This is a genomic window from Acetivibrio cellulolyticus CD2 (assembly GCF_000179595.2).
Classification (GTDB): Bacteria; Bacillota; Clostridia; order Acetivibrionales; family Acetivibrionaceae; genus Acetivibrio; species Acetivibrio cellulolyticus.
Window position 1 is genome coordinate 17256 of record NZ_JH556651.1, and the last position, 15556, is coordinate 32811.

The following is a 15556-nucleotide window of genomic DNA, read 5'->3' on the forward strand; positions in this document are numbered from 1 at the left end:
GTAAAATTGATCATGTAGGAGATTTTGATTATTTTAGCTTTACACCATCAAAAACTGCGATTTATGATTAAATTTTAAAAAGCCCTTCGTCTGAAAAACAGCTCTTATGGTCGGTTTCAGACGAAGGGCTTTTTATCTATCCCTTTACAGGTAACTCTTTTGTCATACCTAACACATATTTTCTTAAAATTGCAAAATCTATTGCATTAATGCTTCCATCAAGGTTTAAATCCACTACAGCTGCCTTGTCGTCTGTAAGCATATTAAATCCCAAAAGATGCATTCTCAACATTGCTAAGTCGATTGAATCGATACTTCTATCTCTGTTTAAATCCCCATAATTAATGGTATTAGGTATCAAATGCATCATGCGTAAACAGGTAAATATAATTTATAAGAAGATGCGAGATAAAACAGAATACCGGGATAAATGACTGTTTAAATATTGACACATTTCATAAAATTAGGCATGGTATAATGTGACTCGAAGCTCAAAATTATGAAAATATTGGAGAAATGTGTTTAATTGGTTAGAAAATGATATTTAATAAATTTGTAACAATTATGCTATTGTATATCATGGGAATAAGTGCTAAAATATCGCACATAATGCATAAAATTTATGTAAAAATAAGCAGCTAATGTTAAAGGAGGTATTTCTTTATGAAGTGTAAGGACTGTAAGAGTAAAATGGTCAAAAGGACTAATACAGTTAATTACGAGTTTAAAGGTCAGTTATTCACTGTATATAACACACCAGTTTTATTCTGTGAGCAATGTGGTACAGAGTTAATTGAAAAAGGTACAAAAGCAAATTTGGATAGATATTGTGCAGCTTCAAAAATAAATACTATTAATTATGCGAAGCTTAAAGAACAAGACGATGCTGCTTCGGTTGCTGCTTCTTCATCAATGCTGATGTAGCGTTTGATTTACTAATATCGGTAATATTTATCTCATTGTTGATTGCCTTTATCAGAAAGATTTTTTAAAAAAATCTAATGGCGCAATTCCTGAAACAAATATATTCTTGCATGATGGAAAAGAATACTTAATAGAAAGATTTCTGTGTCTTTTGGAGGAACCACAGTCAGATGATATCAACGGTTGGTACGATATAGAGGTAGTCTTGTCTCAGATAGACACACGTTTAACTGATAATGAAGATTTAGTAGGTGCCAATGTTATACCATTTGCAGCATTATTTACAGGTGATTTTGTTTGTCTGGATTTTAGTAATGGTAACAATTCTTCTGTCATTGTATGGTTCCATGAAGAGTCAGACGATTTTAACCCTGTAACAGTAAAAGTAGCCAACAATTTAAATGATTTTTTTGGTATGCTTAAAGATTAATTGTTGCATAAAATTACTTACTTAGGAATGCTAAAATATAACTTCGGCTAGGATATCACTTCAGGCCTTATTTGACCCAAATAGACCACATGAAAAATACTAAGTAATATTTCAGCTATTACTTAGTATTGAAGGTTAATGCGATTTATAGCTTTTTTATTCTCTTATTACTATATAACGACTTGTCAGCTTGTATCATCAGCTGTTCGAGGGTAATATCAGAATGATTATTATACATAGATACTCCTAAACTAATGGAAAGTTTATACTGTTTGTTTGAGCTATTATTGAATAAATCACAAAAATAATTAATTCTGTTTTGGACAGTTTCTATTAATTCCTCATCGGTATCTGAAGTAAAAACTGCAAATTCGTCCCCACCGATTCTTGCCACGATATCTCCCTTTCTAAAAGAATATTTTAAGATTTTTGCCATTTCTTTAATAGCAATATCACCTTCGTCATGACCAAATATATCATTTATTTTTTTTAGCCCATCCATATCAGCAAAGAAAATAACTCCAGGTTTATCCCCTTATTTTGTGAGTTTAAGTAATTGCTGAGATAAATTCAAGAATCCTTTCCTATTATACAGTTCTGTTATTGATTCGAAATATAAACTTTTTTATGTTGGGAATTCAAAAAATTATGAAAACTTTTTTTATTCATCAAACTCCCAACTTAAAAAAATTTAAAACTACGAATTGATAGTTTAGAAAACATACATATCACTATAGAAACATTTTTTATTTTAACAAAAGAAAAAGTGAATATAATTTGTAGTCAACCAATAAGAAAATCAGGGGGGTTAAGTATGGTGAATATAAGAAAACAAAAAAGAGGCTTTGGATCAAAAAAAGTTCTGGTTGTTCTGCTGGTTTTGTGTATGCTCTTTTCCCAAATGGGTTTGGTACATGCCTGGCAATCGGATAATGGAGACGGTACATTTAATAATCCGCCTTTGTTTGCTGATTATCCGGATCCAAGTATGATTAGGGTTGGCAACTATTTTTATCTTGCTTCATCCACTTTTGCTGGTGTGCCAGGTCTTGTAATCTGCAGATCTGAAGATATGGTTAATTGGGAAATAGCAGGTCATTGCATAGCATCATATACAGGTAACAATGCTTATAACCTGCAAGGAGGCACAAAATATGGTAACGGCTGTTTTGCACCTTCCATAGCTTATAAGGATGGTACGTTTTATGTAGCGGTTACTCTTAATGGTGAAAGAACCCGCATTTATTACGCTAAAGACGTTGCTGGTCCATGGAATTACAGTCTTTTAGGAGGTAGCTATTTTGATCCTTGTTTGTTTATAGAGGATAATGGTACTGCTTATTTGGCCTATGGCGGGGCTTGGCAGAATGAAATTAGCATGATCCAGTTGAATTCTAGCTTAAGTGCTACAACAGGTTCTTCACAAGTTATTCTTAAATATAACAATGTTGAAGGTACACATTTAACTAAAGCTAATGGCAAATATTATTTGTTTAACGCTGTTCCGGCTCGAAGCTTAGTGTGTTCTCGTGCGAATAATGTCTGGGGACCTTATGGCGAAACTACTACACTTTGCACTGCTGGAAAAGGCGGACATCAAGGTGGTATTGTCGATTTGCCTGATGGTAGTTACTGGGGCTATCTTCACCAAGATGAGGGTGCAATCGGGCGTCCGACCAAAATTTGTCCAATTACTTGGGAGAATGGCTGGCCTAGATTTGGCAGATCGGGATTTTTAGGACAGGTAGAATCAAAATATACCAAGCCGATTCAGAATAAGTCTATAAAAGTACCAGCAGCTTCAGATGAATTTAACGGTAGTTCTTTAGGACTTCAGTGGATGTGGAATCATAATCCGGATAATACAAAATGGTCGTTGACTGGGTCAGCTTTGAGGTTAAAATCTACTACAGCAAAGGATTTCTGGAATGCGAGAAACAGTCTGACGCAAAAAGGTCAGGGCTTAATAAGTACGGGAACCATTAAAATTGATTGCAGTGCCATGCAGCCTGGGGATATATGTGGGTTAGGAATGTTGGGTGATCCACGTGGTTATATAGCTGTAACAAAGGATCCGAAGCGAATAATAATGACAGAAGAAGAAACAGTAAAGGCGACAGTTGATAATATAACTTCAAATATTTTATACTTCAGGATCGAAATGAATTTTAGTAATAAGCAGGCCAAGTTCTATTGGAAAGATGACAGCAGGGATTGGCAGCAACTCGGAACCTATATAACCATGGGCTTTGATTGGCAGTACGGCACCTTCCAAGGTGAGCAGTATGCTATTTTGAATTTTAATCCTTCAGAAAGTTCCGGATATATGGATGTTGACTGGTTCCGCTTGAATGATGTACCGGGTGACAACGTAAATCAGACACCAGCACCAAGCCCGACATCTACTGGAATTAAAGGTGATTTGAATGGTGATGGAAATATAAATTCAATAGACTTTGCAGCCTTAAGATTACATTTGCTTGGCAACGCACCGCTTACAGGGACAAGTCTTTCCAATGCTGATGTTAATGGAGACGGCAATACAAACTCTATTGACTTTGCATTGATGAGACAGTATTTATTGGGTATGGTATCCAGTTTTAGTTGATTTCAAGGTGGACTATTTATCAAATATATAGAAAATAGTATTAGGGTGGGGGATTTTAAGTGAATTTAATTGGGACATGGGTATTACGTTTTGCATTTGGATGTGGTCTTATATCATTATTACTATTAGTATTTAAAAGGGAAACAGAAGTGAGAAAGAACCTGGGAATTTTGACAGGTCTCGTATCTTGTGTGGGAGTATTGATCTCTTCAATTCTTTTGATTTATTCACTGGTAATGGGAGTATTCTCAGTTGAATATGTTTATAACAATACTGAAAAAACACTTCCGCTAATATACAAGATTTCGGCATTTTGGTCGGGAAGCTCAGGATCGATGTTATTTTGGACTTCGGTATTTGCAGTTTTACTTATTGTAGTTTATTTCAAAAACATCAACAAGGGATCTACTAGAACAGTATTTGGTGTAATTATTTTTGTTATGATACTTTTTATGTTTGTTGTTAGCTTTATTAACAATCCATTTAAACACGTATCGCAGCAAACTGATGGTTTTGGTCTTAATCCCTCACTTCAAAGCCTTGGAATGGTAATCCATCCTCCGATTGTTATAGTGGCATTTTCATTTTTCTTTTTAGCCTTTTGTTATCAGCTTTTTGATTTTAGAGAAAAAACCTCATCTAATAGTTTGGTTATATGGAAATGGGCAATATGGGGCTGGATACTGCTAACTGCCGGAATTGTTACAGGAGGTTTATGGGCATATACTGAGCTTGGCTGGGGAGGTTATTGGGCATGGGATCCTATTGAGAATTCATCTTTGGTTAATTGGCTGTTTGCTACAGCTTTTTTGCATAGCATAAGTAGCAAAAATCCTGGGTTTAGTAGAAAAAGAGTAAATTTCATACTGATAACCATGACAGTGTTTACTATACTTGTGGGAACATTTTTTGCAAGGAGTGGATTGCTAGAATCGGTACATGCGTATAGCAGTAAAAGTGTAACTGTGGTTTTCGGGATAGTTCTTATAATTATGATTGTATTAATTATATTAACATATTACAGGATTAAAAAGTTATATAAAGATGACCTTAGAAATGAAACTGGGGAGAAGAGATTATTTAGAAAAGAAATATTTCAGACATTGTTTAAGCCCGAAAATTTGCTCATAGCCCTATATGTAATTACAGCTGTTCTGATTTTTGGAGGAACTACTTATCCTTTGTTTGGAGGGATGCTTTTCAAGGGGGCTTCGGTGACAACGGTTGCGTTTTATGAGTATGTATTTGGAATATTTGGACTAATTATGCTTTTAGTCCTGGCATTTTGTCCGGTCTTGTTTACGTGCAGGAAGATGCTAATGATCCCAGGTGCGGTTTCAGGATTGATTACTTTAATAATAATGCTCGTGTTTTTTAATTACGGATATCTTACAAAGTTGGCTTTATCTATTTGTGTAATGCTTGTGGTAAACCTTGCTATTTTAATTATAACAAATCATAAAAAAATTCTATCTAGTCCCATGTATATATCATTTCTAATTTTACATATTTCACTAATCCTTATAACTATGGGATTTGCAGGGTCTCGAGGAATGGCTTACAGCACTGAAACAATGCTTAAGAAAGGTAATGAAATGAGCATCAATGCTTATAACATAAAATACAGGAATTTGTACTGGAAAGAGGAAGAAGGAAAGACATCAGCTGTTGCAGTAATCGGTATCAGTGGACCTAAAGATAAACTTCAACTAAAGCCTGAGCTTACATATTATGAAAAAAGGAAGATAACTCATTCTCGAGCAGTTGTTAAAGCAGGGTTGCGGGAAGATCTTTATATAATTTTCCAAGGTATAGATGAAAATGACAATATCTCTATAAAAGTTATGGTTTTAAGGTGGGTTAGTCTTGTGTGGATTGGAAGCCTTTTAATGATTGTAGGTGTAATACTTCAGTATATTTTTAAGCAGCAAGAAAACAAGTTACAAATTTAATAGAATGTTGTTGAAATATTATAAGATAGGAGTGTTATGTATGAGAAAAGTATCAAAAGTACTCTCTAAGGTTGTTGCTTTATTACTGATAGTTGGAGTTTCTATGACTGCTCTTACTTTTTCAGCTATGTCTGCAAGTGTTGATTTTACTAAATCTGAATTTGCATTTGACAAAATACTTTTTACAAAGCATCAGCCGTATACAGGTCCTGAGAATCACATGATTGATGGAAACTTTGGATTTCTAGGAGTAAAAGGTGGTGGATTGTATATACTGAATGATGCGTTTTCCGGCAGACCAACAGTAACGGATGTTTTGCAGAATTCAGTTTGTACAAATGGGCGTTACGCAGGAAGGAAGCTTGTTGGAGGAGCTTTTTATTCCTTTGATTTAAGCTACGACGCAAAGCAGATAGTATTTGCTTATACAGATGCACAAAATTCGTATGACGTATGGAACCAGAATACTACATATCATATTTTTAAGGTGAATGTAGATGGGACAAATCTTACTCAGTTGACAGACGGAAATTATAACGATTTTGATCCCCGCTGGTTACCTGACGGAAGAATCGTTTTCATATCGGAAAGAAGGGGTGGATATGGACGTTGTCACCAGAGAGTTGTTCCTACCTTTAATCTTCATACAATGAATGCTGATGGCAGCGATATAAGATGCATTAGTTACCATGAAACAAATGAATGGAGTCCGAGTGTTGACAACAACGGTATGATTATATACACCCGTTGGGACTATGTGGATAGAGGTGCTAATCACCCGCACTCTGCATGGATCACTACTCCTGATGGTCTTGATGCAAGAGCTGTTGTTTTGAATTATCCAAACTCGGGTTCGGAATGGTGGAGAAATGTGCCGCTCATGCAGAATTCATTAAGAGCTATCCCAAATTCCAACAAGTATGTGGCAACTGCGGCTCCCCATCACGCTCAGAATTACGGACCTCTGATTGTTATAGACCCCGATGTTGAAGATGATGACAACCTGTCTACCATTACGAAAATTACACCCGATGCCAAGTACCCGGAATCTGAAGTTGGTACAACCACCGACCAAAAATATGGAACTCCATATCCTCTTAGTGAGGACTATTTCTTGTGTGTATATGATCCAAATGCCAATACAAATGGTGCTAACAAACGCTATGGCATATATGCAATAGACACAAAGGGAAACAAATCGTTATTATATAGTGATCCGAATTTTTCCTGCTATGGACCTATGCCGCTCTGTCCTCGTCGGGTGCCAAATGCTATCCCAGGCTCAAAAAAGCCAACCGAACCTGCTCAAGATGGTGTCGTATCGGTAATGGATGTTTACAATACACTCCTTCCCTTCCCAGCGGGTACAAAGATAAAAGAGCTGCGTATATGGCAGGTTTATCCGAAGACCACAACCCTTGCAACCGATCCTATGGTAAGTTATGAAAGCACAGAGAGTGTATGGGCAGGAAGAAACACCCGTGGTCTTTTAGGTACGGTACCTGTTGAGGAAGACGGAAGTGCGTCGTTTTACCTGCCAGCTGGAAGACCTGTCTTCATGCAAGCTATTGACCAGGATGGTACAGCTGTTCAGACTATGAGATCAGATACCTATATTGTACCTGGGCAAACACGCTTACTTTGTCAGGGGTGTCATGAACCAGCCCGTCAGGCTGCACCAAATCCTGAAAGTGTTCCACTTGCACTAAGAAGAGAACCCTCCGAGATAACACCTGATCCTTCACAGGGGGCACGGCCTATGAGTTTTCCAAGACTTATACAGCCGATACTAGACAAAAAATGTATTTCATGTCATAACGGTTCTCAGCAACCTGACCTTAGAAAGGGTGCTACAGATCCACAGTCGAAATGGTTTGCCTCATATAAAAACTTGAGACCTTATGTTGCTTTATTTGACTCTATATACCCGGGAGCAGACTGGAATAAAGTCTATCCAAGATCAGAACCCGGAAAATTTGGAGCAAGAGCATCGAAACTTTATCAAAAATTGAAGACCGGACATGGAAATCTTTCAGAGAGTGAGCTTCACTCCTTTATAATCTGGCTGGATTCTGGAGTCGCACCATTCTTCGGAGACTACAAAAATATTGATGCTCAGTTAAGTGGAGAACAGGTAGAGCCGTCTCTGAATTAACTTAAGATGCTTAAATAAATGTAAAGTTAGGGGTGTTTATAATGAGACAAAACGTTTTTATAAAGTTGATATTGATGGTTCTTTGTATTGCTATAATTGTAACTTTGGGGAGTTTCGTATTTCCGGAAAGCATGAGTGGATATTCGGCTGATAATGAGTACTTTTCGCCGTTTGATACTGCGTATTCGCCTGATGGCAGCATGATTGCAGTGTCTGATACTACAAAGTCCCAATTGGAAATAATTAAAGCAGCAGATGGTCAAATACAAAAGATTATTCCCTTGGATGGTCAGCCGAAAGCTCTTGCTTGGAACGGGAACCAATATGTGTATGTTTGTGAGTACGGAGCTGGGACTGTTGCGGAGGTGGATCCTGTTGGAGGATCTGTAACAAGAAGATTTACAACTGGTTCAAAGCCGGTGGGAGTTGCAGTGGTAGAAGATAAACTTGTTGTATCCGATTTTGGCTTGAAAAAAGTATCTGTTGTTGATTTGTCCTCAGGTAATGTGGAAGAGGACATTTCAGTCCGGGACTACCCGTATTTATTGGACGGTACGGTAGATGGAAAATATGCGATAGTTGGGCATGCATTACCATCGGGAGATGCATTTGTTCCAAAGTATGCTGCATCAGTTACGTTTGTTGATATGAGCACAATGCAGGAGGATGTTAATATCTTGCTTCCTCAGGGTTCATCCAATGTCAGGGGAGTAAAATGTTCTCCAGACGGGAAGTGGGCATATGTCCTTCACACTTTTGGAAAGACCTCACTTCCTACAACTCAGATAACAAGAGGCTGGGTTATGACAAATGCTGTTACAATAATTGATATAGCAAAGAAAAATATATATACTACTTTTATTCTGGACAGAATGATGGAAGGGGCTGCAGATCCATGGGGGCTGACAATATCTTCTGATAGTAAAACAATGTGGGTAAGTGTATCAGGTGCTCATCAGGTGCTTAAAATCGATCTATATACTCTGCATCAGCTTTTAATAGGAAATATAAACGGTGCATCGGGTGGAGATGATACAAAAATCGACCCCAACGTCTATTATAAGATCATAAACAGTAAAAGCGGAAAAGCAGTAGATGTACCGGGCGGTAATACTGCAAACAACGTACAATTGGTACAATGGAATGATGTGGGTAATAATAACCAACAGTTTCAAATCATTGCTAATAGTGATGGTTATTATACCATAGTCAACAGAGGTACAAATAAGGCAATGGATAATGCCGGTTCAACTGCTGACAATTCTCGTGTAGTTCAATGGGATCTATCTTCTTCTGATAATCAGAAATGGAAAATAATAGATGCGGGAGACGGCAACTACAAGCTTCAGGTAAAATCCAGTCAGAAATATATGGATGTGCAGGATGCTTCAAATAATAACGATGCTGGTATTGTGACCAATAGCAGCAGCACAAGCCTGAGCCAACAATGGAAAATATTAAAGGGAGGAGCTTCTGGTACATCAGGCAATTATTCTTTGCTATTCCGTTCAAAAGCAGGTTTTGACAAGCCTTATTCCGACATATGGTTTCAGATAAAAGCAGACCCTTCTAAAAAGGATATGTTGAAATATGACCTTGGGGCATTGTGGGGAGCAGGCATTCTTAAAAAGATGGATTTACCAGGACAAGGTCCAAGAGGAATTTCTATTTCTCCTGATGGTAAAAAGATAGCAGTAGGAGCATATTTTGCCGGGGAAGTTTATTTTATAGATGCAGTAGGAGATACACTTAAAAGTACAGTGAAACTTGGAAATCAGCCTCAGGAAGATCAGTTAAGAAGGGGTGAACGCATATTCTACGATGCATCAACCACCACTCAGAAGTGGCTGAGCTGTGCTTCCTGCCATCCTGAGGGAAGATCAGACGGTCTTGATTGGGATATGCCTAATGACGGTATAGGTAACACCAAAAATACAAAATCAATGCTAAAAGTTTTTGATACACCTCCAGCTATGTGGCGTGGTATAAGAGACAATGCACATGTTGGAATAGTAGCCGGCTTTAGGTATATTAAGTTTAGAGAACCTACTCAACAGGAACTTGATGATGTTGCGGCGTATGTTAAAAATTTGGAACCTGAACAGGATCCCTATTCAAACAAGGATGGAACAATGACAGCAGATGCTGTTGCAGGAAAGGCGATTTTCGAAAGCAGTGAAACTCGTTGTGCATACTGCCATTCAGGTCCATTGTATACCAATTTGAAAGCACACGATGTGGGGACAAAAGACATTCTTGATAAAGACGGAATGTATTATACTCCAACACTTCTTGAAATTTGGAGGACAGCTCCTTATCTGCATGACGGATCTGCAGCAACACTTCATGATGTACTAACAACAAAAAACGTAGGTGACAAGCATGGAAAGACATCTCATCTTACCAGCAAACAGTTAGACCAATTGGAGGCATATGTGCTTCAAATCGGTGCTACAGATGGAAGTAACGGTGATGAAAAAAAAGGTGATGCGAATGGCGATGGAAATGTCAATTCGTTAGACTTTGCATTATTAAGACTTCATTTACTTGGAGTTAGTCCGCTTACAGGAAAGAATTATTCAAATGCTGACGTTAATGGTGATGGAAATGTAAACTCTATTGATTTTGCATTGGTGAGACAGTATTTACTTGGTATTATTTCTTCTTTTTCTGAGTAAGGCTAAGTACCAACGCTTAGATCCACAGTAGTAAATATACCGGGAAGTTTGCTAGGTTATGGAAATTCTTTGATTTATGATAACAATAATAATCCAAGGTACAGGATGGGCACAACATAGTGCCAATGACCAGAAAAAACCAAATCCAGAGGGGGATAATGAAAATGAGAAAAAAAGTATTTTTTATGTTGTTAATTATGTTGAATATAGTTTTTGAAAGTGCAATATGTTTTGCGGACAATCCAGTCGTACAGACTATTTATACTGCTGATCCGGCTCCTATGGTGCATGAAGGGATTTGTTACCTTTATACTACCCATGATGAGGACACAGTAGTTAATAACTTTTATACTATGAATGAATGGAGATGCTATTCCTCCAAAGATATGGTAAATTGGACAGACCATGGTTCCCCGTTGGCATACAATACATTCAGTTGGGCACAAGGCGATGCTTGGGCCGGTCAAGTTGTTTACAGGGACGGGAAGTTTTATTTCTATGTTCCAATGACCAGAAAAAATGCCGGAGGTGCAAGAGTAATCGGTGTAGCGGTATCTGATAGCCCGACTGGACCCTTTAAAGATGCTATTGGAAAGCCTTTAATAACAAATAACGGAGCCCAGGATATCGATCCTACAGTATTCATCGATGATAATGGGCAGGCATATCTCTATTGGGGAAACAGTGAGCTTTATTATGTGAAGTTAAATGAGGATATGATTTCTTATTCAGGAAGCGTTGTCAAGGTATCTCCAAAACCTACGAACTTTGTTGAAGGTCCATGGTTCTACAAGCGTAATAATTTATATTACATGGTGTATGCGGGGATGGGTTCAGCAGGCGAAGATATACGCTATGCTACAAGCACTAGTCCTACAGGACCCTGGAACTTTAAGGGTGTTATTATGCCTTCTCAAAACAGCTATACAAACCATCCGGGAGTTATTGATTATGAGGGTAATTCCTACATGTTTTATCATACAGGTAATTTACAGGGTGGCGGAAGTTATCACCGTTCAGTTGGCTTAGAACAATTTAATTACAGTTCCGATGGTTCAATTCCTAGTATTCCAATTACCAAAAGCGGTCCTTCCCAGATTGGAAAAATGGATCCATATATCCAAACTGAGGCAGAAACTATCTGTTGGGAATCAGGTGTTGAAACAGAAAAATGTAGTGAAGGCGGAATGAATGTAGGCAATATAGAAAACGGAGATTATATAAAGGTAAAGGGTGTTGATTTCGGTTCGGGTGCCGTATCCTTTGATGCAAGAGTAGCATCAGCAACAAGTGGAGGAAACATTGAGCTAAGGCTTGACAGTCCGACAGGCACTCTTGTTGGAACATGCGCTGTTTCTGGTACGGGTGGCTGGCAAACATGGACGACCAAATCCTGTGAAATAAGTGGTGCAACCGGAATACATGACTTGTATTTAAAATTTACAGGCGGAAGCGGATACCTGTTAAATGTGAATTGGTGGAAGTTTGAAGGAGGAACTATATTGCCGGTAGGAACCTTGGGCGATCTAAATAGTGATGGATTAATTAACTCTTTAGACTTCGCAAAATTTAGAATGCACTTACTTGGTATAACTACGCTTGAAGAGACCGTTCTTTCAAATGCTGATGTAAATAAAGATGGAAATGTAAACTCTATTGACTTTGCATTGATGAGACAGTATTTACTTGGTATTATAAAATCTTTTGATTGATAAAGAAAGCTCAGCTCAATTTGTGCTAGACAAATTGAAGCTGTAGTTAAAACCAATTATTATTAAGGAGTGAGGTTATGCTAAAAAGAACTGCTTTTAAAAGGCACATAATTATTCTGATGGCGATACTTTTCATGATATCCTTATTTGCAACTGACACATTATTCATACCTACAGTAGAGGCAGCTACCCAAGCGACCTATTATGTATCACCTACAGGAAGCGACAGCAATCCAGGTACTTTAAATGAGCCTTTTAAGACAATTACTAAGGCTAGGGATGTAGTACGCACCATAAACAGCGACATGACAGGGGATATATGTGTATTTCTCAGAGGTGGTACCTATAATATTACCGATACCATTACTTTTGACCCGCAAGATTCGGGAACAAATGGATACAGAATTTATTATCAGTCGTATCAGGATGAAACACCAGTATTAAATGGTGCAACAAAAGTTACAGGATGGACGCAACATAGTGGCAATATTTATAAAGCTACTTTGAATCGTTCGACCAAATTAAGGAACCTATATGTAAATGATGCAAGGGCTTCGATGACCAGCAAAAGAGTTACAGCCAGAGGAGGGTATGGGACTTATTCAGTTACTGCGGGACAGGCGTCTTGGGCTTGGACAAGCGGCAGTAAGAGTGATGGTGTTCAGTATTATCTAGAAGATGTACCTGCTATTACTAGTAACAAGGATGATCTTGAGATAGTAAACGGCACTACATGGAACGAGAATATTGTTTGTACCAGAGATGTGATTACATCTGGAAATTACAGGGTGCTTCTATTACAGCAACCTTATGGAGCTATAGCGCAGACACCGGGTTGGGGTGCAGCTTTTTCTCCTTCCGGGACGCATACCATTTATAATGCTTTTGAATTCTTGAATTCCCCGGGACAATTCTATTTTGACAAAACCACAAAAACCCTTTACTACTATATCCGCTCTGGTGAAAATATGGATACTGCCGATGTTCAGGCTCCCGTAGTTGAAAAACTGATTGACATCTCAGGAATGTCGACTTCAAACAGAGTTAAGAATATAACCTTCCAAGGCATCACCTTTGCAAATACAGATTATAACCTTGTAAATATTGCAGGCTCACATGGCAAATCAACATGTCAGGCTTCACAGGCATTTATAGCTTTTTATAATGACAATTGGCATAACACAAAGTATGATCTTGTTGATACCTTGCCTGGAATGATAAACTTAAACAATAGTGATTCCATTGATTTTATAAAAAATATAGTAAAGCACAGCGGCAGTGATGGAATTTCAATGGTAAACGATGTCATAAACTCCAATATTATTGGAAACTATATAACTGATATCACATCAAGCGGAATAACGGTAGGTCATCCACAGCATGTTTATATTGGAGACGGTGGAAGTCGTGCAAAATATGCCATTGGTGTTGAGGGTATCTGTAAGAGCAATACCATTTCTAATAACATGTTGTACGATATTAGTACTGCACCTGGGTTTGGCGGATGTGCTGCAATAACAGCGTATTTTGCAGATACTCTTAAAATTACCTATAATCATGTTCAGAAGACAGCTTATAATGGGATACATTTGGGTTGGGGATGGTGTAATTTCACAAACTCAACTACGTGTAAGAACAACACGATAAGTTATAACAGAGTTATTGATACCTTAACCAGGCTTCATGACAGCGGAGCAATATATACGATAGGTCAGATGCCCGGTACGAACATTAATAATAACTATGTAAGGGGTATTCCTCCGGCAACATCCGGGCCTACTTATGGTCTGCATAATGATGAAGGAACTGCATATATAAATGAAAATGATAATGTGCTCGATATTGATCCTGGGGTAAAATATACCATCAACTGCGAAGATTTTGGAGCAAAACACGATCTAACAATCCTAAGGACTTATGCAACAGTGAATAAAATGGGTAAGAATCCTCCAAACAGCATAATTGATACCCCGGTTGTAGTTTCAGACAATGTATGGCCTTTAGAACAGTATAATACATGTTTAAATTCAGGAATACAGGAAGAGTATAGAAGTATTATACCTAGTAAATTGCTTTCCCCACAGGATTATGTATTCCCAGCAAGTTGTGCTATATCAGCTGGAACCAGTGTAAGTATAAGGAGTAGCGGAAACGCATCAAATACTGTATGGTTTGCTCCTTCAGGAACAACAAATTTTGTTGAAGGACTCACAATGATAAAGGCAGCAGGGAATGCAACATCTATTTCTGCTCCGTATACGGAAGGTACATACAAGTTGTTTGTAGTAAATTCACAAGGTGATAAGGTGGGTGAATCAGTTGCAAAGCTACGAGTAAGCGGATCTGCAGTTCCTACACCTACTGCCGGTCCTCGATCCGCTTTCAAGCAGAACGAAGCAGAAAGCTTCAATAGCCAGTTTGGAGTTCAGACTGAAGATTGCAGCGAAGGCGGCGAAAATGTCGGATACATTGAAGATGGAGACTATGCTGTCTACAATAAGGTCGATTTTGGAAGTGGAGCTTCTAGTTTTCAAGTCAGAGTAGCCAGTGGGACAAGCGGAGGTAACATTGAGCTAAGGCTTGACAGTATTACCGCCCCTTTAATAGGCACATGCGAGGTTACAGGGACAAGTGGTTGGCAGACATGGACTACTGTAAAGTGTGATATAAGCGAGGCAAAAGGTACTCATGATCTTTATTTGAAATTTACAGGCGGTAGCGGTTATCTATACAATGTGAACTGGTGGGAGTTTAGTGCTGCTTCGAGTACAACTACCCCAAACCCTACTGGAATTAAAGGTGATTTAAATGGTGATGGAAATGTAAATTCAATTGATTTTGCATTATTAAGACTACATTTACTAGGTACAACTCCTCTTACCGGGAGCAATCTCTCTAATGCGGATGTTAATAGTGATGGCAATACAAACTCCATAGACTTTGCATTTATGAGACAATACTTATTAAGTATCATAACAGCTTTCCCGGTTTAAGGAAGCTAATTTTCCTGGAGTATAGTTGCTCACTGTAGTAAAAAAATTTCTTTTTGACTACAGTGAGCAATTTTCTTAAGATATTCTTTATTTCCCAACTTAAA

10 protein-coding genes are annotated in these 15556 nt (G+C 38.0%); 8 read left to right on the forward strand and 2 right to left on the reverse strand.

The annotated features are described in order from the left end of the window. Positions 1-136: 136 nt before the first annotated feature. A complete protein-coding gene (locus tag ACECE_RS32025; RefSeq protein ID WP_083878361.1) occupies positions 137-370 on the reverse strand; it encodes a dockerin type I repeat-containing protein in 234 nt (77 codons plus the stop codon). 293 nt (positions 371-663) lie between these two features. Here ACECE_RS32025 and ACECE_RS0200070 point away from each other — a divergent pair, with 293 nt between their 5' ends. Both ACECE_RS0200070 and ACECE_RS0200075 read left to right on the forward strand, forming a co-directional pair. Next, positions 664-924, forward strand: coding sequence for a YgiT-type zinc finger protein (locus tag ACECE_RS0200070; RefSeq protein WP_010243018.1), 261 nt, complete (start codon positions 664-666; stop codon positions 922-924). 34 nt (positions 925-958) lie between these two features. Further along, positions 959-1354, forward strand: coding sequence for an SMI1/KNR4 family protein (locus ACECE_RS0200075; protein WP_026073628.1), 396 nt, complete (start codon positions 959-961; stop codon positions 1352-1354). A gap of 145 nt (positions 1355-1499) precedes the next feature. Here the strand turns inward: ACECE_RS0200075 and ACECE_RS26140 are convergent, their stop codons facing one another. Next, positions 1500-1871: a GGDEF domain-containing protein gene (locus ACECE_RS26140; protein WP_268870999.1), complete on the reverse strand. Its 372-nt coding sequence runs from the start codon at positions 1869-1871 to the stop codon at positions 1500-1502. 297 nt (positions 1872-2168) lie between these two features. On the opposite strand from ACECE_RS26140, the gene ACECE_RS0200085 reads away from it, so the two are divergent. The 6 genes from ACECE_RS0200085 to ACECE_RS0200115 all read left to right on the forward strand — a co-directional run bounded on the left by ACECE_RS0200085 (position 2169) and on the right by ACECE_RS0200115 (position 15452). After that, positions 2169-3962, forward strand: coding sequence for a family 43 glycosylhydrolase (locus ACECE_RS0200085; RefSeq protein ID WP_010243028.1), 1794 nt, complete (start codon positions 2169-2171; stop codon positions 3960-3962). Positions 3963-4021: 59 nt separating this feature from the next. Then, on the forward strand, positions 4022-5914 hold the full coding sequence (gene ccsA / locus ACECE_RS0200090; RefSeq protein ID WP_010243037.1) for a cytochrome c biogenesis protein CcsA: 1893 nt from the start codon (positions 4022-4024) through the stop codon (positions 5912-5914). 40 nt (positions 5915-5954) lie between these two features. Further along, positions 5955-8069, forward strand: coding sequence for an HzsA-related protein (locus tag ACECE_RS0200095; protein ID WP_010243039.1), 2115 nt, complete (start codon positions 5955-5957; stop codon positions 8067-8069). 41 nt (positions 8070-8110) lie between these two features. Next, complete coding sequence (locus tag ACECE_RS0200100; RefSeq protein WP_010243041.1) at positions 8111-10747, forward strand: RICIN domain-containing protein; 2637 nt, start codon at positions 8111-8113, stop codon at positions 10745-10747. Between the two features lie 164 nt (positions 10748-10911). Next, positions 10912-12459: a family 43 glycosylhydrolase gene (locus ACECE_RS0200110; RefSeq protein ID WP_010243043.1), complete on the forward strand. Its 1548-nt coding sequence runs from the start codon at positions 10912-10914 to the stop codon at positions 12457-12459. Between the two features lie 77 nt (positions 12460-12536). Next, positions 12537-15452, forward strand: coding sequence for a carbohydrate-binding protein (locus ACECE_RS0200115; RefSeq protein WP_010243045.1), 2916 nt, complete (start codon positions 12537-12539; stop codon positions 15450-15452). Positions 15453-15556 lie beyond the last annotated feature (104 nt).